Below are 24709 nucleotides of genomic sequence, written 5' to 3'. Positions count from 1 at the left end.
TTTGTTACATAAAATTTATATAATAAATGAGAAATTAACTAAGCGGACAATTGAACACTGAACTCATCATACCTCACATATTGATTCATAACTAAAATATTTTAAACAAATGTTTGTTTAATTTTCCTATACCTAATTTCTTCATCTCATAAATAAAAAAGATAAGAAACCCCCATTTACATATATTCAATAATTATAGTTAGTTATAACATAAAATTCATTTTCTTATAATTAATTAATCCTGAATTTAATTATATGTTTTTCTGTAAGAATGCACCATTCTTCTCTATTTACCCATGTTTACATTTTTATTAATTTATCATGATATCAACGTTGATTTAAAACGGTTTATATAAAATCAATAAATCAGATTTTCAGAGAAAGGGTGGACCTTTATTTATTAATTCACATAATTTTCAAACATTAAAACTCTGGGTGTTAATATTTTTTATATAATAGAATCAAGCCGTAATCAATATGGTTTCCCCGTTATGAATAATGAGATAATTCATGTGTCCCGTGTATTCGCTTTAAGGCAAAAAGAACTTGTAGTGATTTCTACAAGTTCTTTTTGTTTTCCTTATTGTATTAGAAAAAAGCCCTTTAAATATAGCAGAAATAATAATGAAGTGTTTATTTCTCGTTTGCTAACTAAAATTTTGTATTTTAACAGGTTTCATTAATAAAAATATTTTAGACTATAGAATGAATCATTAGACAGTTAAAAAAATAAGGAAAAAGGGAAGAACCACCAATATTCTTTCCTTTTTCCTGCAATTAGGGTCTCTATATTAATGAATATAGAAGATTATAAAATATTGGATGCAACAGTTTACACTCAAAATTATAGCAGAAGTAACAGGTATTTTTTATGCAATATTGCATAAAAAATTATGATTTATCAAATATACATGTCTAATGAGGAACACAAAAACTCTATATAGGATGAATTTAATCCTTACAGTTTCTTTATAGTGAATTAAAAGCGGCAAAAACAAAAAGGTTAATTTTATCAATACGAGTTTTTTCTTTTACATATTAAAATGGAAGTACCCTTTCAATGTATACTGACCCCTTCACAAATCGTGAAGGGATTTTTTTATTTAATAAATGAGTTTTACAAAACATACAAAATGTTAAACTCATAAAACCCAGTGATAACGGAAAGCCATTTGGTATCACTGGGTTTTTATTTGAATATTTAACGATGTATTTTACAAATTATACGAAGATGTAAACTTAGTTTTACTTTTTATCGATGCGTCTTTTTAACATTATATATAATTGTACTAGAAACGAGTTTTTAATTTTTAATATTAAAAATGAATTCTTTTATAAACAACAACTATGAAATTAAGCTGCTCATTATATTATGAATTTATTATTTTAAATCCCACATGTCATTCGCTTTAGAAATCATTGCTTGCACTTCTTTCTGATATTTCTTTATTTGTTCAATGGCTAATTTGTCATCCGTATATATGGGATTCATATTCTCATCGACATAAATTTCAAATACTTGATCTCCTTTCTGTAGACGTACGCCATATTCATACCCACCGAATAGTAATGGCCAAATAATTAAACCGTCCAAGCTTTCAACTTTAGAAACACCTAAATTACCTGTGAATCGTAAATAATCCGGTGTCTTAACATTAAAGACGTAACCAGATTCTTCCTTGTTATAAACACCATATTTATTTTTAGGAACTGCATCAATAAATTTCTGATATTTAATTGTGACAGTTACAAACCAGATTAAATTCCACAATCCAAAGAGTATAATTAAAATAAGAACTATTTTTTTCATATTTAGCTTTTTAATATGTATATTGTTCAAATCGATTTCCCGCATAAATCCACCACCATATCCCCTTGTTTTTTTATTTCTTCATCATGTGTTACTAATAATATAGTCTTTCCCTGTTTATTAAGCGTCTTTAATATATTAAGTACTGACTGTGCATTTTTATTATCTAAGGAACCCGTTGGTTCATCAGCAAGTATAATATCACATTTTTTAAGCATTAGCCTAGCTAAAGCGACTCTCTGTTGTTCCCCTCCAGACAAAGTGTACACCTTTTTGTTTAACTTTTCCGTCAATCCGACAATACCTAAACTTTCCTCAATTGATAAATTTGTTTGACAATCTTTACGAATTAATCTCAAATTTTCTTTAACAGTTTTATTATCTACTAATGCAAAGTTTTGAAATAAAAATCCTATTTTGTGTCTAAAATAATTTAGGTGTTTTTTTTTATTCTTTATGTCTATACCATCAACTATAATTTCACCCGTATCAATTTTCTCAATAGCACCAATCATATTAAGTAAAGTTGTTTTCCCGCAACCACTTGGTCCAGAAAAGATAACAAATTTTCCATCATCGACTTTTAAGTTGAAGTCTGAAAATAATATTTTATCATCAAATATCTTAGTCAAATTCTTTATTTCTATCATATATTTCCACCTTTTAAAATTTTTTGGAGTTTCATTCTTTCTGTTTTATGAATATAGAATGACATTAAAGTAACCTCCCAAAATATGATGGTTATTCCACCAATAATAAGATAATAAACATCACTAACACCTACTAGTCTGGCAATAGTAACTGATGCCACTATACTTACTATTGAAGTTGTAATTGTCAGTAAAATAAGTTTTCTGTGTTTTTCAAATAATGTGTGCCCAAGTACTTTTTTTAATGCAAGTTCAATAGCGTTCACTTCATATTCTAATTTGATAATAGCGGTAATAATGATACATTCTAAAAATAATATTAATAAGCTAAATACAATGTTTATATATAGAACTCTTTTAGCAGTGTTCCATTTATTATTAAAATTATCTAGAACGTTCGTTTTACTAACAATTTGATTCGTTAAATAATGCTTATGGACAAATTGGCTAAACTCTTCATTTGATATTTTATACATAACATCATGCACATAATTGATCTTTTGAGAGTCATCTACTTGTTGGTTGACTAATTCATCGATTGGCATATTATTTAATATAATTACGGGGTTTTTAACCAAGTCACTTCCATAAGTATGGTTTTCGTCTATACTTATAATTTCTATATTCTTTTGATAATAAATCGTTTCATATTCGTATTTAATATTATTCCCTTCATAAAATTTTACAGCCTCATGTAGTTGTTTAGTAAGTACAGTATTCCCTTTCAATTTTTCAGGTAAGATAAAATACATGTCCTTATCTAATTTAGTTCCATTTAACTCATCTATTTCTTTTGATAGATACTTATACGAATTTTTATTTGCTAAAATCCCTTTTATTTCACCTAAATTAGAAATATTGACTAAAGATAATGCGTCAAATTTCTCAATAAACTCTCTGTAAAACGTTGCTTGTACCTTTGTACTTTCTGTTAATGTATCAGGTACAGATCCATCTCTATTTTGATAAGGTTTATATTCTAGTCTTGTGTAAGAATACTCCTTATGATTTTCAAAAAAAGGTTTTTGTTTGTATAATGTATAAGATTCAAATATTAAAGCCAAATTGCTGGATATAATAAAAATTGTGACTATGGTTGTCACTAATTTCAAACTGTAGTTGAGAGATAGTAATTTTTTAGAACTTTTACTATTAGAAAAAACTTCTTTTACATCATAAAAATACAAATTCAAATACAATAATGCATTTAATATTAATAACAGTACAAATAAAAGTACAGAAATACCAATACCAAAAAATACATAGGTATACTGTGATAAAATATATATGATTATAAAAAAATAAAAAATATAAACTAATGAATCTATTATGACATTCGTCCAATAAATTTTATGTATACTTTCCCCCATAGAAACTCTAATTAAATTTTCTTTCTTTTGTAAAATACCATCATAAAAGGTTAATAATAAAATGATACTCATAATAAGAAACCAAATCAAAAAAATAGTAGCTTTTAAATCAGTATCTTTATAACCCTCTTTAGGATGATTACCGGCATATTTATCAATTAACTCCATTTTAAACGCATTTACTTGCTTTTTATTACCAATAATATAAAAATCATTGATACGATCCATAGTATCTATATCGTTTAGTTTCTTAAAAATAAATCGACTTTCACCTAAAAATAGACTTGGGTATTTTCTTTCAAATATATTTAAATTTTCATTTATGTATCGCTCAACTCCAGGGGTTCCATAAATATCATATTGAGTATAAAAAGTACTACGGGGAGATTTAATAAAAGTAAAAGTTTCTACTTTATTATTTTGGGCAGAACGAAGTATATCGTTTATCATTTCTTTATCGGATGTATTTGGTTGTATGTACATCGTTGTATGAGCAAACTCAGTTTGAAAATCATTTAATCGAAAAGTATGACTTTCACCTATAATCAACAAACCGATAAATAAAACAAAAAAACTAATAATATACTTAATTCCCTTCAAAAATATCCCCCCGCATTTTTTTATAGCATGATAAATCATATTATTCCTATTTTCTATACTAATAGTTATAAAATCTTATAAAACTACAAATAGATGTTTATTATTTAAAATATAAATTAAAAAGTTATACTATATTGAATGAATGAACCGCTATGCGTAACCTCTATTTTAGCCCAGCTTCCATTCCCTGCATTATCAGAATAAGCACCATTACTATTACTCACTGTAGCAGAATGATCATATACACTATGTGTTGTATGAGTATAATCTTCATTAATCCATGAAGTATTATATCCATAATTCATAAGCCAATTATTCCCGCTAGTACTAAGCTCCCAATCATTTTTAAAAGTTTTTCCACTACTATTTTTAGTAACTGTATCAGCTGATACAGATGTAGCTGCCCCCAACAATCCTAAAGCCAATAATGAACAAAGTAATCCTTTTTTCATAAATTTTCCTCCCTAATTTTTTAGTTTAAGGTTCTGATAACCTATTTTCAATCGAAAGAAAAATCTGTTAATTTATATGACAGCTCCTCCCGTGGTTAGATTAACCCATCTACTTTTTAAATTACAAGTCAGCAAAAGACTAACCTTTATTCGCAAACAGGTCATACCAAGACCAAATTTAAAGTTATTTTCTTATGGCTTGTTAATTTGGTCATTTATAATAAACAACCTACTTTTTGAATAGGCGGCTTATATACGTAAACGACAATAATTAACAAATTCTTCATAATGATAAAAACACCTTCAAGGAAATTAATTTTAATATAAAAGAACTACAGTCCAATATCTTCATAACAAATATAAAAAAGTCCCAAAAAGTAAGTTTTTGGGACACTAAATTATATACAATACGTTATGTTGTAATCCAAAGGTTAGGGATATTCCAAAAATTAATTTCAGAATTGAATAAGATGAGATATTTATATACTTCAAAAGGTACACCTTTTGGGAATGCGAAAAACTATTGAAGAACACACGCCAAAAGGTGCAAAAAACACTTTTGGGACACTTCAAAACAAAAATGTACCTTTTGATGTATTTTTGCACTAGAACCACAAAAAGTTCATTTGGGGGTAATTCTGAATTCTTAAGTTGATGGATATAGATTATTAACTTAAAACATCATAATTTCAATTGTCTAAAGAAAACGGTCTTTCATTAATATAATAAATGGAAGGTTATTCGATCCCCTATATTTGGATATGCGAAATTACATAAAAAAACATGTTTAAATAAGACGCACTTTTATATATAACTAGAGGTAGAGAAGGGAAATTATTGTTTAGGGTTAATTTAAAATTTTTAATTTAATCGATGTATGGTGGTATTCCTTTAAGAGAGAAATTAAGCAGTTAGCCTTTGCTAATCGCTCTTTTATTAGAGTTATTTAACTGTCTTTATTAAGATGAATATCCACATAAGAATCTTTATATTTAGGAAGGAATAAAAAATGAATAAAATCGTATCAACACTATGTATAGCTGGGGTGACTTTAACTATTTTAGGAGTATGTCCTCAAAGTAGTTATGCTCATCTCGATCAAATTGATTTAAAAGAGAATGATCCTATTACTGCAAGATGGTCTGCAGAAGCTCCGTATCATTCTGATAAAAGTACACATTTATGGATTGCAAAACAAGCTATTGAAATTATGAAAACGGAATCTAATATTGAAGCAAATAAGCAGGCTGTGGACTTTTTAAATTATCCACAATATAAAGATCTATTTTCTAAAGGGTTATATGATGCAGATTATAATGCGGAGTTTAACGATGGTGGAACAGGAATAGGCGGCGTTTTTAAAGGCGGATGGAAATCTCATTTTTATGATCCTGATACTAAAGAAAATTATAGAGGAGAAACAAATCCAACGGCTCTTACACAAGGTAAGAAATACTTTTATGAATCTGGAGAACATTTACGAAATAAGGACTATGAAAAAGCTTTCTATTACTTAGGAGTAGCCACGCACTACTTTACAGATGCTACTCAACCTATGCATGCAGCAAATTTTACCGCAATTGATACGAGGGCTATAAAATATCACAGCTACTTTGAAAATTATGTTACAACCATTCAAAATCAATTTGCAGTCAATACTGGAGGGAACTATAACAATTCCCTATCCACACCTGAAGAATGGATTGATTATGCAGCTCGAGTAGCTAAACCTGAAATCCAAAATATTACTAATGATAAAACATTTAAGTATTATAATAGTGGTAAGGCACAATTGTGGCAAGAAATGGTTACCCCAGCTGTGCAGCGGAGCTTAGGAGAAGCTCAGCGCAATACAGCAGGTTTCTTAAATCTTTGGTTTAAAACTTTTACTGAAAATGTGAAAGCTCCAAGTATAGAGACTGCATTAATCTATGATATAGAAGGAAACGTCATAGAAGCAGGGAAAAACTATTATATCGTACCAAGTGAATCTCCTTATCAAGGTCTAACATTTGAATGGTATATAGCAAATCGTTACGATTATGTCACACTTGCAAATAAAGAAAACAATGGTTTATCTGGTACACCTATGGAATTTGAATTCTACAAAGAAAATGATGCAAAGCTACACCACGGGGAGAGTATATATCTTCGCATGAAGCACTCAAATTACGACCAATTCCAATATTTAAATTGGTCTAATTATTCTAGTTGGATTCACCTTGCTCAAAAATCCGATAGTTTAGCTGATTTTAAAATTAAAATTAACCTGGATAATCCTACAGAATATAATATTTTTACAGATGACTATCCATTAAATTATGAAAATATAAATGCAAAGAAAAATTGGATTGTACTAGGTGAAAAAAAGCAAAAGCCTAGCTCATGGAAGTTTATCCCTGTTAGATAACCTAAAAAGAAAAACACTCGTCCTTAATCAGAACGAGTGTTTTTTATTCCGAATAAATACTTTAAATCAATAGTTATATCGAAATAAACTGGAAAAAACGCATATAAAGGTATATAGATAAAAATGAGATACTTTCTAAAAAGGATACCGAAAGGAAATTAACAAAAACAATAGATGGTATACGGTATAGACATGGCAAGAATTTAATTATGGGGAGTATCAGTTATATGAAAGGAGCTAAACAAAGTGAAAGAAATGGAAAAGTTGGTGGACCTAAAGCGTACGAAGCAATACAGATCATGATTGGTAGGGCTATGATGCGATGGGTATCAATAAAACAAGAATTTTAAGGATTAAGTGAATTGTATGAGAGGCAAAATAAAGTGCTGATGCCTATTTTAGATGAACAAAAATTAGATTCTATAAATAATATTTTGTACTGTGCGATTGCTGAAAATAAGAGAGTATGTATTTCATATCAAATACAAACCATGTTCCGAATGGGGGAATCATGATTTAATATCAGAAAAGTAACAATTTTGTTACTTTTTGTTGATATATGTCGATTTTAATGTTATATTCATAACAACAAAGAAAGAGTAAACAAAAAACCCTTATCTAGTAATGTTTCAGAATTTTTAGTTTCCTCTACCTATGTACTTCTTGTGTCGAAGAAGTTTGTGCATTTTTTTCCACTCTTTCTTTGTTCACCCTACATAAAAAACAATCTGTTTTTATACAGGTTGTTTTTTTTTTTTGCGTTATAACGTCCAGCAAAAACATGGAGTGGCTTTGCAATATGTTTTGTAATTAAACTTGTAGTTTACTTCAATTGCGGTTAAAAAAATGATACCTTACAAAAGGGACCAAAGGAAAATGCAGTATAATGAAAAGGCTGTTGTCCTATTAGGACAGCAGTTTTTGTCGTACTGGTACAAAAAATAATATCACTGTCTATACTGAAAGTAATGAAAAAAGTACGTCACTTTTTTCATTATTAGGATATGGTTTGTAAGGGGTTATAATTAAATGCCGAAAAAGTAACAATTATGTTACTTTTTGTTGATATATGTCTTTTTGATGCTATATTCATAATAACAAAGAAAGAGTAAACAGAAACCCTAACTAGTATGATATCAGAATTCTTAGTTCTATCTAATCGATCTACTTTTTGTGCTGTATAAGTTTGTGTCTTTTTTGCCATTCTTTCTTTGTTTTACCCTTAAATGAAAACAACCTGTTTTTATGCAGGTTGTTTTCTTTTGTAAAAATATAATTTATTTTATTATTTTAAGGTATTTGTTGTTAAGTAAGACATGTACTATGAATTATAATGTTCATCGCTTATTCATCCTATAATTATTATATAATAATTATAGGGATTTTTTTTTGAAAAGATTTTTTCTAATGATTTATATATCTAGTATGTTATCTTTTTCTTTTTTAAGGAACAAAAAGATGATGTAGCATAATGAAAAAGTTGCTGTCCTAAAGGACAACAACTTTTTTCTATACTGGTGCAAAAAAATTAATAATTTCATTGAGCAAGACAATCGTTATTTGAATTTTCTGTGTTTTAAAAACTTCGCTATGATTCTCGCGCAATAAACATACAAAATCAGTAGTGTAAATTAAGGGATTGGTTCAAACTACTGATTTTTATGATATTTCTCGGCCATTAATTGCTTGAACTGGTCGGTTATTCGTTGGGAATAATTTATGGAACACTTTAATTTGTTTTTTGGACATCTCTATTGTCTGTTTCATCACAATCCATTGGACATTTTCAGTACAAGGAGGTGTGGTCAAAGACCCCATGTAACGGAATGATGAATGATCTGAAGGAAGAATCTGTTTTATATCAATGGTATGTTGCACATCGGCCTTTATATTTTTTCTGTACGGGAGATTTTGCCACATAGCTGCAAAACCTTCGTTTTTTTGTCCTTCTTTGATCATAATACTTACTACTGCTAACTGACCTTGATCATTTTGATGGACTAGATGTAATTCCATATCTGCATGTTTTCCTTCAAATTGGTGCTCACTTGGTGTATGAAAATGGAATTGTTTTAATGTGTAACGATTTCCTCCTAGCATGAGATAATCATCAGAACTAATTGCTTTTCCCTCAATACTATGCCCATTATTTTTAATAGAAAATGATATTGGTTGATAGTTTATTTGCAAAGGATTATTATCAACTGTTGATTTTATTTGTTCTGTTTTGATATCTATCGGAGATTGTTCTTGCCCATTTAAACACATTTTGTATTCTGGTTTCAATTCTCCCCAGTGCTCTGGACCAGTAGCCCCTTCATATGACCACTGCGTATTTTTCTTCGTAGATTGTTTTTGCGGAGCTTCTTGTTTTGCTGCGTTACATCCCATCAACACTACACTCATTGTTAATATAAGGGGAGTTTTATAAACAAACTTTAAGCCTTTCATACTGTTTCCTCCTTAGATGATAAAATATTGTATTTAAAGAATATTGCTTGTAACTAAAGGTTCTGTTACAAATTCACCAAAAATATTAAGAATTTAGAGAAGCATTCCTCGATTATTATGCAATTTTAGTTATTAAATAGAAAAACGGAATACGGAAACTATACAGTTAATTTATGAGAAAAGGAATAACTACGCTTCTTACCCAAGTTAGAAAATCTTTATACAAAGTCAGGTTGCAGGCGATAATTTTTAAATACTATGAGAAATGGAAGTAAGAGCATATTACATTTCTATCGTTCTATTTGTCTTCATGTAGTACTAAATAGAATAACTTCTTACCCATACCCAAAATCGATTATGTAATCTAATTATGATTCAAATTACTTAACCTGGTCATATTTAGTTGGCATTACTGTATTCATTCCGAAGCATGGATGTTTTGTCATTTTTATATTCATCATCTTCATTTATAATTGATATTGACTTTCATTTTATATTTATTATAATTATATATAAATTATTAAAAAAAAATCAATATAGATTTATATTCTTTGATGTGATACTATGTATTTCTGGTTAAGTTGAAGAGTTTTCAACAAGAAGTTATTTTCCTAAATCTACGAAATAGAGAAATCAGTTTAATTGGATCCACCTTCCATCAACATCATGCTAAAAAACAACCCAAATATAAAAAGATTGAATTCTTAAGATGAAAATGTAAAATTTTGTTTTAAGTGTGTCATAAAATTTTTAAGTTGATGGAGAGATATAGTGACCTCTACTAGTTAGTGGCAATATTAGTTTGTGAAAAAAAATGTCGAATTTGTGAGAATTTTGTGATTTTTTGTCTTGTGATACTTTATATTTAGTGCTAAACTCATAATACAAAGAAAGAGTAGCCGAAAATATCCCCATCCGAACAGAAAAGACTGAAGATTCAGTCTAATTATTAAATGAATAATATTCGTGTTTACTACTCTTTCTTTGTTTTATTTTATATATAATATTGAACATTATGAATAGATAGCGGGGTGACTGGAATGTAATTATTCGGTAAAAGTAGAGGATAGGTATTCTGTTGTTTGTATGACATCTTAATGAATAACATACTTATTACAAATATTTGTAGAGACAATTGAGATGTTTTTTTCAATCTAGCAATGAAAAATTTGAGTCCATACAAATAAATAAACAGCTACAAATAATTATGAATCTAGTCAACAAACTGAGAATTTCATTGAAGATTCGGTATAACGAGATTTAGCCATGGAGTTTATTATTCATGCAGATTTTAATTAAGATTCTAAATGCATAAGTAGACCAAAATTGATAAACGTTTTTGGTGATCTTTTTGAAAATTATAAGACTATCTAATTAAAAATCTGAGAAATGATTTCCAAGTGACATTTGAATAAACAAAATTATTTGTGATTTATATTTTTACTAAATGAATCAAGAATTAGGTAGTGGTTTAGAACAATTACTTAAGGACAATATTTTGTTGTATATAGGAGGGAGTATAAAATAAGGATCTTATCTCAAGAGGGGGATTAATTTACGTTTGGTTTCTTTAATTACAAAATCAATTACAAAAACTACAAAAACTATCTTTGGCATTTAAAAAGCCCTATATTACGGATGGGAGCATGAAAGAATGCCTAAAGGAGGGGGAAAAAGATTCTGGTGAATAATGTTATAAATCATTTAAAAACGCGATTTAAAAACTGAATATATTGATATTATGAATATAAAAACAATAAAAAGTAATATCAATAAACTAATAGGGTTGAAATAAAAACATTATTAATCAGAAATGTATGCTCAAAATAAGACGGTAGATATGATATAAAATCTCGGGATTTTATAGGAATGATGAAAAACGTAACTTCGCCAGTTACAATTATATCGAAAATTGTTTAACTTGTAAATATTAAACTTAGTGAAAGTAATGTTACATTAAAAAAATGAAGTTTAATAGAGTACAAGAGAATTATTTATAGAAATTTGTTTTCAAGTTTTATGTGTATAACGATTAAAAGAAATGGAATACCATCAGCCTATAAAGTCATTGTCATTGCATATTCATATTAGAGCCATCTAATTATAACTGATAGGAGAATGACATGATCAAGAGAGTAACTTCGATTTTTTCGATTCTAATGCTTTTTATATTTACTATAGGTCAGAGTTTCACATCCATAATAGCAAATGCACAGGAGTTAAATACAACAGGATTTGTTGATAGTTTTACAATCGATAAGACGACGCTTAACTCCGGAGAAACGACAAGAATGGCAGTACAGTTTAGTGATAAATCTGGGAATCAAATGAAAGCTGGAGATACATTAACATTAACATTACCTTCAGAATTGAAAGGATATAGTGGAACTATTCCATTAAATAATGATGCAGGTATTAATTTTGGTACTTGTCAAATAAAGACAACTAATGTTGTATGTACATTTAGTGATACAGTTGAGAAACTTAAAAATATTAGAGGGAATTTTTATTTCCAAGTTAAAGCAATTGATGTTGCACAAGGACAAACGGTAACAACTGAAACGAATTTAGGTACACAATTAGAAAAGAAAACGGTAACGATTATCGGCCCGACTGGTGGGGGAGGTGGCGGATCTTCACCATTTTCATACAAAACGGGTAGCATTCAACCAGAAAACACAAATGAAGTACAATGGGTTTTAAATGCAAATACTTCAAAACAAAATGTAGATAGTGATATTGTTTTGGTTGATACTTTACAAGAAGGGCAAACGCTTAATCAAGATAGTCTCCGTATTGGAGGATTTGCCGCTCCAATGACACCACAAGAATTCCAAGCTCAAGGTTATGGAACGGTTACATTTATTGGTGATAATGGATTTAAAGCTATTATCAATAAAGATAAAGCCAATGGTCTTACTTTTGTTTTTCAATATAAAGCAAATATAACTGATAGTGGAAAGAAATTAGAAGCATTTTATAATAATTATACCGTAGACTACAAGGTTACAGGTGAAGAGCAAGTATCTAAATCAGATAGTGTTAGTGTTAAAAATATAGATCAGGGCGGCGGTGCGCAAGGCGACTTACCTCCTAAGGGAACGTTAAGAATTGTGAAGCACATTGCCGGTGATGAGACAAAAATTATACCAAATGTTTCATTTAACTTGTATACGGAGTCAGGTCAGCAAATTGGTAGTAAGTATACAACCGATCAACAAGGTATGGTCGAGGTTCCAAATTTAGACCCAGGTAATTACTATGTACAGGAGATTGCAGGTCCAAACTATTTGGATTTTGATCCTCAAGTAAAAGTACCTTTTACCATTGATGCAAATGCTGATAAAGGTGTAAAGCTTGCTATTCCGAATAAAGTAAAAATGACATCTGTTTCAGGAACGAAAACATGGAATGACAACAATGCAACAGATCGTCCAAGCTCAATTCAAGTAGAGTTACTGCAAAATGGAAATTCAATCAAAACACAAGAAGTAACAGCAGTGAATAGCTGGAACTATACGTTTGCAGATTTACCTGCATATGATAATGATGGTAATGCTTATACGTATACAGTAAAAGAACAACCAGTAGCGGGATACAAATCGGAAGTAAATGGCTATAACATTACGAATACAAAAGATGCAAAAACATCTGTTTCAGGAACGAAAACATGGAAAGACGGAAATGCAACAGATCGTCCAAGCTCAATCCAAGTAGACTTATTGCAAAATGGGAACGTAATCCAAACAAAAGGAGTAACAGCAGCAAATAGTTGGAATTATACATTTGCAGACTTAGCACAATACGATATGAACGGTGTTGCTTATACGTATACAGTAAAAGAGCAACTGGTAGCGGGATACAAATCAGAAGTAAATGGCTACAACATCACAAATACAAAAGTAGCGAAAATGACAGTAGAAGGAACGAAGAAGTGGAAAGACGGAAATGCAACAGATCGTCCAAGCTCAATCCAAGTAGATTTACTACAAAATGGAAATGTAATCCAAACACAAGAAGTAACAGCGGCAAATGATTGGAAATATACATTTACAAATGTAGAATCATATGATGTGAATGGTAGTGCCTATACGTATACAGTAAAAGAACGACCAGTAGCGGGATACAAATCAGAAATAAACGGTTATGACATTACAAATACAAAAGTAGGCCAAACAACGGTAGAAGGAACAAAAACGTGGAAGGACGGAAACGCAACAAATCGTCCGACAACAATCAAGGTAGACTTACTACAAAATGGTCAAGTAGTTGCGACGCAAGAAGTAAGTGAAGCAACAGGCTGGAAATATGGATTCAAAGACTTAGCAGCATATGATGCCGAAGGAAATGCATATAAGTATGAAGTAAAAGAACAACCGGTGGATGGATATAAAACAGAAGTAAACGGTTATGACATTACAAATACAAAAGATGCAAAAACATCTGTTTCAGGAACGAAAACATGGAATGACAACAATGCAACAGATCGTCCGAGCTCAATCCAAGTAGATTTACTGCAAAATGGAAACGTAATTCAAACACAAGAAGTAACAGCAGCGAACGGTTGGAATTATACATTTGTAGACCTAGCGCAATATGATGCAAATGGTGTTGCTTATACGTATACAGTAAAAGAAAAACCGGTAGCGGGATACAAATCAGAATTAAATGGCTACAACATTACAAATACAAAAGTAGCGAAAATGACAGTAGAAGGAACAAAAACGTGGAAAGACGGAAATGCATCAGATCGTCCGCCAATGATCAAAGTAGACTTACTACAAAATGGAAATGTGATCAAAACACAAGACGTACTAGCAGTAATAGGTTGGAAATATATATTTGCAGATTTAGAAGCATACGATGCGAATGGAGTAGCTTATCAATATGAAGTGAAAGAACACCTAGTAGCGGGATACAAATCAGAGATAAGCGGTTATGATATTACGAATACAAAAGTAGGCCAAACAACGGTAGAAGGAACAAAGACATGGAAAGACGGAAATGCGACAAACCGTCCGACAACCATTAAAGTAGACCTACTACAAAATGGTAAAGTAATTGATACAAAAGAAGTGAGCGCAGCGGGCGAATGGAAATATGCGTTTACAGACTTAGCGGCATATGATGCCGAAGGAAATGCGTACAAGTATGAAGTAAAAGAACAACCAGTAGATGGATATAAAACAGAAGTAAACGGTTTTGACATTACGAATACAAAAGTGGCGCAAACAACAGTAGAAGGAACGAAAACGTGGAAAGACGGAAACGCGACAAACCGTCCAACAACGATCAAAGTAGACTTACTACAAAACGGTAAAGTAGTAGATACAAAAGAAGTAACAGCGGCAACAGAATGGAAGTATACGTTTGAAAAGCTACAAGCATATGACGCGAATGGAGTAGCGTACAAGTATGAAGTAAAAGAACAACCGGTGGATGGATATAAATCAGAAGTAAACGGTTATGACATTACAAATACAAAAGTGGCACAAACAATAGTAGAAGGAACGAAGACGTGGAAGGACGGAAACGCAACAAATCGTCCAGAAATAATCAAAGTGGACTTACTACAAAGTGGCAAAGTGATTGATACAAAAGAAGTGAGCGCAGCCGGCGAATGGAAATATGCGTTTACAGACTTAGCGGCATATGATGCCGAAGGAAATGCGTACAAGTATGAAGTGAAAGAACAACCAGTAGATGGATATAAATCTGAGGTTCATGGTTATGACATTACAAATACAAAAGTAGCGCAAACAACAGTAGAAGGAACGAAGACGTGGAAAGATGGAAATGCGACAAGCCGTCCGACAGCGGTCAAAGTAGACTTACTGCAAAGTGGCAAAGTGATTGATACAAAAGAAGTGAGCGCAGCGGGCGAATGGAAATATGCGTTTACAGACTTAGCGGCATATGATGCCGAAGGAAATGCGTACAAGTATGAAGTGAAAGAACAACCAGTAGATGGATATAAATCTGAGGTTCATGGTTATGACATTACAAATACAAAAGTAGCGCAAACAACAGTAGAAGGAACGAAGACGTGGAAAGATGGAAATGCGACAAGCCGTCCGACAGCGGTCAAAGTAGACTTACTACAAAGTGGCAAAGTGATTGATACAAAAGAAGTGAGCGCAGCCGGCGAATGGAAATATGCATTTACAGATTTAGCGGCATATGATGCCGAAGGAAATGCATATAAGTATGAAGTAAAAGAACAACCGGTGGATGGATATAAATCAGAAGTAAACGGTTATGACATTACAAATACAAAAGTGGCACAAACAACAGTAGAAGGAACGAAGACGTGGAAGGACGGAAACGCAACAAATCGTCCAGAAATGATCAAAGTAGACTTACTACAAAACGGTAAAGTAGTAGATACAAAAGAAGTAACAGCGGCAACAGAATGGAAGTATACGTTTGAAAAGCTACAAGCATACGATACGAATGGAGTAGCGTACAAGTATGAAGTAAAAGAACAGCCGGTATCCGGATATAAACCAGAGGTAAAAGGTTATGACATTACGAATACAAAAGTAGCGAAATTAACAGTAGAAGGAACAAAAACGTGGAACGATAACAACGCAACAGATCGTCCAAGCTCGATTAAAGTAGACTTACTACAAAACGGTAAAGTAGTAGATACGAAAGAAGCAACAGCGGCAACAAACTGGAAATATGCATTTGCGGATGTAGAAGCATATGACGCAAATGGAGTAGCATACAAGTATGAAGTGAAGGAACAGCCAGTAGCGGGATACCAATCTGACGTACACGGTTATGACATCACAAATACAAAAGTAGGCGGAACAAAAGTAGAAGGAACGAAAACATGGAAAGACGATAACGCAACAGATCGTCCAAGCACAATCAAAGTAGACTTACTACAAAACGGTAAAGTAGTAGATACAAAAGAAGTAACAGCGGCAACAGAATGGAAGTACACATTTGAAAACCTCAAAGCATACGATGCAGAAGGTAAAGCATACAAGTATGAAATAAAAGAACAACCAGTACCAGGATATGAATCAAAAGTAAGTGGTACTGACATCACAAATACAAAAGTAGGCAAAACAAAGGTAGAAGGATCGAAGACATGGAAAGACGGAAATACGAAAGATCGTCCGGAAATGATCAAAGTAGATCTACTACAAAATGGCAAAGTAATCGCAACACAAGAGGTAAGTAAAGCAAGTGAATGGAAGTATGTGTTTACAGATTTAGCGGCATATGATGCCGAAGGAAATGCATACAAGTATGAAGTAAAAGAACAACCAGTAGATGGATATAAATCAGAGGTACATGGTTATGACATTACGAATACAAAAGTAGGTGAAACAAAAGTAGAAGGAACGAAGACATGGAAGGATGGAAATGTAAAAGACCGTCCGGAAATGATCAAGATTGATCTACTACAAAATGGCAAAGTGATCGCAACAAAAGAAGTGAGCGCAGCAGATGAATGGAAATATGCGTTTACAGACTTAGCAGCATATGATGCCGAAGGAAATGCATATAAGTATGAAGTGAAAGAACAACCAGTGAATGGATATAAATCAGAGGTACATGGTTATGACATCACGAATACAAAAGATCCAAAAGATCCAAGTACGGATCCAAAAGATCCAAGTACGGATCCAAAAGATCCAAGTGTAGATTCAAAAAATCCACCTACTCAAGAAAATGCTAAGACATCAGTATGGCTTCCTAAAACAGGTGGAACATCAATGGATATGATTTCATATATTGCTGGAATGTTGTTATTGGCTTTAGGTGGATTCGTATTTGTTCGTCAACGAATGAGATAAAAAGACTTGTTATGTTGGTTTGAATTATAGCTTGATCAAAGTATTGCTGTAAATATTGATTTTATAAATAGAGGAGACCCACACATTTTGAAAAAAGTTTGATCAAAATGTGTGGGTCTTAATTTTAGATTTCTTAAGTTTTTATAATCAATTGTGTTTTTGTGTTTACTTTCATTTAATCCACCCTCAGAGAGTAGATATAGGTAAATCTATATTGACTGTTGTTCCTTTTCCTACTTCACTTTCAATAAATATCTTTCCTTGGTGCTTCTCAATAATTTTATAACAGATCATTAATCCTAAACCGATACCATTTTCTTTGAGACTATAGAATGGTTCTCCTAGGTAAGGTATACGTTCCTGTTCAATTCCACACCCATAATCAGTAAATCGAATGTTTACTTGATCTTGATCAGGTGCATATTCGATTTGAATCAAGATTTCCCCTCCCATTGAAGTTGCCTCAATAGCATTTTTTAAGATATTTATAAAAGCTTGCTTTAATTGATTACATTCACAAAGTATGAATGAAGTATCAGATGTAAACTGAGTTTTAATTTGTATGCAATTCATTGTCGCTTGAGGTTCAAGTAACATTACAACTTGCTTCATTAATACATTCAGGTCATTAGTTTTAATTTCTAATGCCTCAGGTTTTGCTAATGTCATAAATTCGTTAGTAATACTATCTATACGTTCAATCTCTGATAACACTATATCTATGTAATGCTCGGTATCCTTATTTCCCAGTGATTGCAATAACTGTATGAATCCTTTCATTGCTGTTAAAGGATTTTTAATTTCATGAGCAATTGCAGTGGATAATTGACCTACTACAGCAAGTTTCTCCGATTTTCGTAATAATTCCTCTGTTTTTAGCCGTTCAGTGATGTCTCGAGAGATGCTTAAGAAAACTTTTTTGCCATTCAAGTTAAACACACGAACAGAAAATTCAATTGTCAGGTTTTTTCCTCTAGGAAAAACAAATTCATCTTGTAATGTAAAAGATGTTTGCCCTTCTCTAATTTTTTCTATGATTCTTTGGACCATTGGAGAATCTGGCGGAACGTTACTAGGGAATGACATCGAAAGAAGTTCTTCTCTACTATATCCAAATCTTTTACACGCAACAGGATTTACTTCGATAAAGCGAGTTGGTAATTCATTATCATTCAGTTCCACTACATATACTGCATCAGTTGCTTGTTCGATGAGTGCACGGTATTTCATTTCACTGTCACTTAATTGCTGGTGTAATTGATGCAGTTTTCTTTCTGCTTGTTTCCTTTCAGAAATGTCTCTACAAATTCCTGATAAAGCAATTACATTACCTCTAAAATCTAAAATAGGCGAAATTGTCAGGCTTACATCAATTAGAGTTTTATCTTTTCTTTGTCTAACAGTTTCAAAACGGGTAAGAATTGGGTCATTCATATTGGTATTTTTAATGTGGTTTATATATTCTAAAGTTTGATCTATTAAAAACTCAGGTACGCAAGGTAATTTTTTTCCTACAGATTCTTTTTCTGACCAACCAAATATTCTCTCATAAGCTTTATTCGCTTGTAACAAATGTCCATCTAAATCAAATATAGTGATAGCATCTACATTATGGTTAATAAATGATTCTAGTCGCTCTTTTGTAACCTTCAGTTCATTTTCCGCATGTATTCTTTTCGTTATATCAACAGTAGAACCAACTACCTCAACCACTGTGTCCCCTCTTTTAACAGGTCTAAGAGAGAAAAGTATCGTAGTCTCATCATTTGGCCATGGTAGTTCAAAAGTTACTTCTTCACCATCCCATGCCTGTTGATAATATTTTAATAGTCGAGGAATTAAATGAAATGGAATAATTGAAGCATCTATATTAGATAAACAGTTACCTACGACTTGTTGAGAGTGAAACCCGTATTGATAAAATAATTGTCCATCACATAGAGTATGGACAAAATTTCCCCCTACTTTTTTGAATTTAAAAATACCTCCTTGCAATTGGTGTACGGTATCCTTTAATTCTCGCTTTGATTCTAATAATGTTTCATTCGCTTTGGCTAAATTTTGTGTTAAAACATATAACTTTTGATACGACTCCATAAGAAAAATACCAATTAAGAGTCCGCATGATATAAAAAATGTACCTTGGATGTTAAGAAGTATAAGTGGTATAGAAGGAAAAAAGAATCCAAATACAACATGAATTATAACTAGATAAGCAGATAGATAAAGAAAAACGCTTTTAAAAGGATGGATATTTTTGAGATATGTTTTAAATATAGTATATATAATGGCTATTCCTAAAGATGCTATTAAAGCTGGTCCCCAATCACCACCAAGGTAGAAAATACGCATAAATAAAATAAACATTAACGTAATCCAACCAGCTGTACGACCAAAATAAATAAACGAAATAATTAGTGGAACGACTCGCAGGTCGTAAAACAATCCCATGTGCTTAAAATTAAAAATCATTAAAATGGCAGCTATGATACCTGCATAAATGCCACAAAATAAACGAAATGATTTAGAATCTACTTTACTTATAAATACTTGAATAAAAATAGATGTACTAACTAAGAATGCAAAAATAGATAGATTAATGATGAATCCTGTAAAAAGCATGCCATATTCCCCCTTAGTAAATATATCGAAAAAAAGCAAGAAAATTCTATGAATTATACGGTGATTAGACTTGTTATTTGGAAAAGGGAAATGAGTATTGATAAAAATTCAGTTCTTTTTTATCTTTCTCCAACAATAGATCCTTCACTAAAATATTAAATGTAAGAAACATTAATTTTAGATAGGAAATGAATGCTGGTAAGGAAATATAATGAGGGCATCATACAAGAAAGCAATGTACAACCCATGTTAGTAAATAAAGTGTATAAGTTTTGTATCTATTTAAATAGGTGATAAGAAATAGTAATTGCTTAAAAGATGGGGGACAGTCGTCTCCTGGCTGTAGGAACTACGGGAATAGCCTAATGAACTAGAAACCAATAAGTTTTCAGTACCTAACAATCTCCCACTTCAAACATCGAACTAGAATGTTAAGTGGTGATTGGTCCGAAATATTTTCTGTATTAATAAAAATAATAAACTAAGTATAAAAAAAAGAAAACAACTTGGATAGGAACAAATTGTTTTCTTATGAAGGGTACAACAAAGAAAGAGTAGGGAAGGAATACACAAACATGCCAATCTAACGGAGTGGAGTAAAATAGGCAAAGACTGAAAAATCAGAAAATTTATAAAGCGAAGTTTCCTATTTAATCTCTTTCTTTGTAAGTATAAGTTTAACATCAATAACAAGATAAAACAACAAAAAAATACAAAATTCTGATAAATTCGACATTTAATCAACTGCTAAATAAATCTTTTACGTTAATATTTGAAAAGTTTCTTATTAAAATGTTTTGAATGGATTTTGCAACATTTACGAAAGTGTTTTGGAAGATATTTAAATTAAAAGGAAACTCAAATTATGAAGGACTTGGAATATCACCAGAGGGAGCAGAAGCAACCCACTTTAAGTGATTTGAATCCCATTATAGGGCGTACGCTTTACTTAATAAAACAATAGTTTTATTTATTTTTGTTACCTAAGTTGCATACTGACAGGTATGCTTTTTTCTTTTTTCAACTGTTCAATTGCTATAGGATAAGCTAGATTCTTATCGACTGTTATCATGTGAGATTTAGAAATGTACGAAAAATTACTTGTTTATATCTTGATTTACTAAGATAAAAATCAATTGTATTTTTTCTAAATCAGCAACAAAATACAGGTACATCCATTGATTTTTTAATTTGATATATGTTTCATTGACTCTCTAGGGGGCATTTAGTTGTTTTAGATCATGTCGGATTTTTTTGTCCAAGACTGATGAATCCAACGCATAATTGTTATAGGAGTAATGGAAAAGTTCCGTTACTTTAACGTTTCCAACAAGTTATGGAAACTTAATATTGATGTACCGGTAGTGCATAATAGTTATTTGGAAACTTATTACTTATGACTATATACAATAGTTAATATACCTCTATATGGATATGTAATTTTGCATATCCATATAAAGGGAGAAACAAGTGAAGAGTGTTGAAGAATTATACTATAATAATTTTTTAGAAATGAAAATTCACCTAGTTAAATTAAATTAGGTACCTTTTTATCAGTATTATTAAATTATAATTATTTTAATTATAGAAGTGAAGTTGCATAGCAATTTTAGAAGTATAGTATTTTAATTTGTACACATATTAAATAATTAAGATAATAAAGCAGAAAAGGACAAAATTATACAAAAATCTACAAAATTTTACTATATACGCACTGAAAATTTGATGTTTTAATAAGGGCACAAGATGTTAGTTACATTTTAAGACATATAAAATCAGGATTATTTTCGTATATGCCTTTTATGTAATGACTTAGGGATTAAGTTTATAGTAGGGCATTATGTACAAATGTTTACAATCTATATTTATATTCCTAAAAAATCATCTTTAAAATAATCTATATAGATTAATAGTTATAATGTTAGATTTCAAGTTAATTAAAATTTAGTCCAATTATTTTATCAAAAGACACCAATAAATGGGAGGGATCACCATGAAAAAAGCGTTAGTCGCAGGGTTATTAGTTACAGCAGTATCTACAAGTTGCTTCTCACCTGTAAATACTTTTGCAGAAAGTAATACAACTTATTTACAACCAAGTAGTATACTTGGACCCGCTATGGATAGGTTATCAAATTCGATTACGAATTTAGGATCACAGACGCCATTAATTCAAGGATATGGGCTAATCATATTACAGCAACCAGATCTTGATGTAAGTACTATATATGGAATAACTACTGATCAAGGCACTGTAAGAAACCATGTTCGAGACTGCCTGGATATAAATAACCACAAATTATCCGTTGTAAATCAAGACATACAGAGTTTCGGAATAAGGTTTACAAATTATTACAATAAATTAGTTGAACTAGCTGGAAAAATGAATGAAGATCCGGAAGCAAAAGCATTATTTGTACGTATTTTTAACTTACTTCAAGGTGACGTGCAAAAAATTCAGTATAATATGAAAATAACTTCAGAAGACTTAAACAATTCTAAAAACGAATTGGCTGAAGATAGTAATAATTTTTCTAGTAAAGTTAGCAGAGCGTTTGAATCTTATAAGGGTTCAGACGGAGACATTGAAAAATTAAGAACGGAAATGGGACAACTTAATGCAGGCATTCAAGAAGATTTTGAAAAACTTCTAGCTCTACCAAAAGAAAATCTAGACGGTTCTTTAAATATTACAAAGTCGGTTATTAATATTTTGAAAGACGGAGTTAAGGATAAAACTGTAGACGTGTCTAATTTGGAAGCGATTTATAACCAATATGGACAACTCAAAAATGATAAAGTAACAGAACTGAATAAAGCTATTGCTCAAAAGCAACAGAAACTAATTCAATTGGTACAAAATTTATCGAATATTGAAGTGCAAGCAACTCAAATGACACTTATTGAGCAGCAATTAAATAACTTTACAAGAACAGTTAAAAAGCAAACTCAGAGTTTTGACAATCTAGTAAGTAGTTGGGACACCTTTAATAACATAATGATTGAAACGGGGACAAGTCTTAATACTGATGTGAAAATAGATTCTAATTCATTACAAGCACGATTAAAAGAGCTTAAACAGTTTACGGATGAATTGAAAAAACAAACAACGGAATATCAAGAGAGTGTTACAAAAATAAAAGTAACAGGATGAAATTTGTAGAATTCAGAACAATAATTCTTAATAATGTAAGGAGAGAAAAATGTGATGAAAAAACCTTATAAAGTAATGGCTTTATCTACATTAATAGCAACAATCGTAGCGGGTGGCATTATGCCATCATATGCCTCGGCAGAGGCACCTGCACCTATTTATGCAAATCAAGACCTTAAATACCCTAGTTATTACCTTGGACCAACAGGGCTTGATAATGCGATGAAGGACACTAAATCCAATATGTTGGTAATGGACCTGTATGCTTTAACTATTCTTAAACAAGCAGATATTAATTTGGATGGTTTACCTTCAGTTGGCGATAATTTAAAAACAGCCATTAAAGCCAACCAAAATCTTACTAGAGAAAATGCAACATACTGGTTAAATAATTTGAAATCAGGGATAGTTACGACGAATCAAAATATTATCAGTTATGATACAAAATTCCAAAATTATTCTCGTTATTTATTACAATATAAAAATGATCCAGTCAAACTAACAGCTTTGCTTACAAAGTTGAATGGTGAAATTTCACAGAATAAAGATCAAGTGACCAAATTAGTGGAGGATTTAAAAAGCTTTCGAGGCAAATTAGAAAAAGATACACAAAATTTAAAAGGGAATGCTGAAGAAATCGTAAATATTTTAACTGGTCAAGAAGCTGGAATTCCACTGTTTCAGAAACAAATCGAAACAAATAAAGCATTAATCGATGAGAATAACAAAATTTATATTGCATCGTCGGTTGCAACTGCTGCTGGTGCATATTTAGTTCTTTCACCTTTTGCTCCCTTAGGTGCACCTATATTAGGAGGCGGGATATACGGAGTAGTTTCATCGCAGCAGCAGATAATCAAGGCACAAGAAGAAATTATAACGCTAACACAAAATATTTCAATGGCGCAACTACAGTCAGCTAGGTTAACGATAGTGCAAAGTGATATTAAAAATTTAACAGATACAATTGATAAAGCTATTGTTTCTCTTGAAAATATAAAGACTGCGTGGGATGGAATGGGAACAAAATATGACGCATTGATTAAGAGTGCTAAAGCTGTTGACCCAGAATTCCTTGCTATGGATATAACAGCAGATCTGGATACAGCGAAGGATCATTGGGAGCAGATTAGAAAGTATGCTGAAAATATTCAAAGTAGTGAGATTTCGTTCTTGAACAAATAATATTACATCAAGAAATTGCCGAAGTAATGAAAAATATAATATACTGATTTTCCCTTTTGAAGAACACATAATGTGAGTCTCCTGTTCAAGTTTGAGCAGGAGACTTCCTATATAGTTATGAAACTTAATAAAGATTATAGAATAAGAAAGTAAGAGAATCTCTATTTTAATATGTTGTTTTATTTGCAATA

At 31.2% G+C, this 24709-nt stretch carries 12 protein-coding genes and 1 pseudogene; 6 read left to right on the top strand and 7 right to left on the bottom strand.

The window, feature by feature from the left end; all coding sequences use genetic code 11:
- Positions 1-1381 precede the first annotated feature (1381 nt).
- From ACYVEC_RS02370 to ACYVEC_RS02355, 4 genes are all read right to left on the bottom strand, one after another.
- Positions 1382-1855: a hypothetical protein gene (locus ACYVEC_RS02370; protein ID WP_063222238.1), complete on the bottom strand. Its 474-nt coding sequence runs from the start codon at positions 1853-1855 to the stop codon at positions 1382-1384.
- The gene (locus tag ACYVEC_RS02365) at positions 1837-2460 is read right to left on the bottom strand and encodes an ATP-binding cassette domain-containing protein (RefSeq protein ID WP_460505537.1); all 624 of its coding nucleotides are present in this window, start codon (positions 2458-2460) and stop codon (positions 1837-1839) included. Before ACYVEC_RS02365 ends, ACYVEC_RS02370 begins: the two co-directional genes overlap by 19 nt.
- The gene (locus ACYVEC_RS02360) at positions 2457-4430 is read right to left on the bottom strand and encodes a hypothetical protein (RefSeq protein ID WP_460505535.1); all 1974 of its coding nucleotides are present in this window, start codon (positions 4428-4430) and stop codon (positions 2457-2459) included. The genes ACYVEC_RS02365 and ACYVEC_RS02360 overlap by 4 nt, the downstream gene beginning before the upstream one ends.
- A gap of 116 nt (positions 4431-4546) precedes the next feature.
- Complete coding sequence (locus ACYVEC_RS02355) at positions 4547-4882, bottom strand: mediterrocin family bacteriocin (protein ID WP_063222235.1); 336 nt, start codon at positions 4880-4882, stop codon at positions 4547-4549.
- A gap of 1009 nt (positions 4883-5891) precedes the next feature.
- Between ACYVEC_RS02355 and ACYVEC_RS02350 the strand changes: the two genes are divergently transcribed.
- From ACYVEC_RS02350 to ACYVEC_RS02340, 3 genes are all read left to right on the top strand, one after another.
- Entirely contained in the window at positions 5892-7292 is a 1401-nt protein-coding gene (locus ACYVEC_RS02350; protein ID WP_460505533.1) for a zinc dependent phospholipase C family protein, read from the top strand.
- A gap of 227 nt (positions 7293-7519) precedes the next feature.
- A complete protein-coding gene (locus tag ACYVEC_RS02345; protein WP_257148987.1) occupies positions 7520-7642 on the top strand; it encodes a hypothetical protein in 123 nt (40 codons plus the stop codon).
- A 12-nt stretch (positions 7643-7654) separates the two neighbouring features.
- Complete coding sequence (locus ACYVEC_RS02340) at positions 7655-7807, top strand: YolD-like family protein (protein WP_098140008.1); 153 nt, start codon at positions 7655-7657, stop codon at positions 7805-7807.
- Between the two features lie 1144 nt (positions 7808-8951).
- On the opposite strand, the gene ACYVEC_RS02335 is transcribed toward ACYVEC_RS02340, so the two are convergent.
- On the bottom strand, positions 8952-9743 hold the full coding sequence (locus ACYVEC_RS02335) for a carbonic anhydrase (RefSeq protein WP_336448699.1): 792 nt from the start codon (positions 9741-9743) through the stop codon (positions 8952-8954).
- Between the two features lie 2123 nt (positions 9744-11866).
- On the opposite strand from ACYVEC_RS02335, the gene ACYVEC_RS02330 reads away from it, so the two are divergent.
- Positions 11867-17557 carry a Cna B-type domain-containing protein gene (locus ACYVEC_RS02330; protein WP_460505530.1) on the top strand — a complete coding sequence of 1897 codons (5691 nt, stop codon included), beginning with the start codon at positions 11867-11869 and terminating at the stop codon, positions 17555-17557.
- 186 nt (positions 17558-17743) lie between these two features.
- Here the strand turns inward: ACYVEC_RS02330 and ACYVEC_RS02325 are convergent, their stop codons facing one another.
- Both ACYVEC_RS02325 and ACYVEC_RS02320 read right to left on the bottom strand, forming a co-directional pair.
- Positions 17744-20179 (bottom strand): PAS domain S-box protein, encoded by a 2436-nt coding sequence (locus ACYVEC_RS02325; protein WP_460505528.1) that lies wholly within the window; start codon positions 20177-20179, stop codon positions 17744-17746.
- 982 nt (positions 20180-21161) lie between these two features.
- Positions 21162-21527 (bottom strand): annotated as a pseudogene (locus ACYVEC_RS02320) (DDE-type integrase/transposase/recombinase); the annotation flags it as partial.
- Positions 21528-22172: 645 nt separating this feature from the next.
- Here ACYVEC_RS02320 and nheA point away from each other — a divergent pair.
- On the top strand, positions 22173-23333 hold the full coding sequence (gene nheA, locus ACYVEC_RS02315; protein WP_275719637.1) for a non-hemolytic enterotoxin subunit A: 1161 nt from the start codon (positions 22173-22175) through the stop codon (positions 23331-23333).
- Positions 23334-23387: 54 nt separating this feature from the next.
- Complete coding sequence (gene nheB, locus ACYVEC_RS02310; RefSeq protein WP_002114693.1) at positions 23388-24518, top strand: non-hemolytic enterotoxin subunit B; 1131 nt, start codon at positions 23388-23390, stop codon at positions 24516-24518.
- The last annotated feature ends 191 nt before the right edge of the window (positions 24519-24709 follow it).

The sequence above is a fragment of the Bacillus sp. MN7755 genome, assembly GCF_054771475.1.
The sequence above is the reverse complement of the archived record's forward strand: the minus strand, read 5'-3'. Positions and strand labels throughout refer to the sequence as shown.

Excerpts from the sequence above, each read along its gene's own strand:
- ACYVEC_RS02370 (WP_063222238.1), bottom strand. The coding sequence starts at position 1,855 with ATGCGGGAAATCGATTTGAACAATATACATATTAAAAAGCTAAATATG.
- ACYVEC_RS02365 (WP_460505537.1), bottom strand. The coding sequence starts at position 2,460 with ATGATAGAAATAAAGAATTTGACTAAGATATTTGATGATAAAATATTA.
- ACYVEC_RS02355 (WP_063222235.1), bottom strand. The coding sequence starts at position 4,882 with ATGAAAAAAGGATTACTTTGTTCATTATTGGCTTTAGGATTGTTGGGG.
- ACYVEC_RS02350 (WP_460505533.1), top strand. The coding sequence starts at position 5,892 with ATGAATAAAATCGTATCAACACTATGTATAGCTGGGGTGACTTTAACT.
- ACYVEC_RS02345 (WP_257148987.1), top strand. The coding sequence starts at position 7,520 with ATGAAAGGAGCTAAACAAAGTGAAAGAAATGGAAAAGTTGGTGGACCT.
- ACYVEC_RS02335 (WP_336448699.1), bottom strand. The coding sequence starts at position 9,743 with ATGAAAGGCTTAAAGTTTGTTTATAAAACTCCCCTTATATTAACAATG.
- ACYVEC_RS02330 (WP_460505530.1), top strand. The coding sequence starts at position 11,867 with ATGATCAAGAGAGTAACTTCGATTTTTTCGATTCTAATGCTTTTTATA.
- ACYVEC_RS02325 (WP_460505528.1), bottom strand. The coding sequence starts at position 20,179 with ATGCTTTTTACAGGATTCATCATTAATCTATCTATTTTTGCATTCTTA.
- nheA (WP_275719637.1), top strand. The coding sequence starts at position 22,173 with ATGAAAAAAGCGTTAGTCGCAGGGTTATTAGTTACAGCAGTATCTACA.
- nheB (WP_002114693.1), top strand. The coding sequence starts at position 23,388 with ATGAAAAAACCTTATAAAGTAATGGCTTTATCTACATTAATAGCAACA.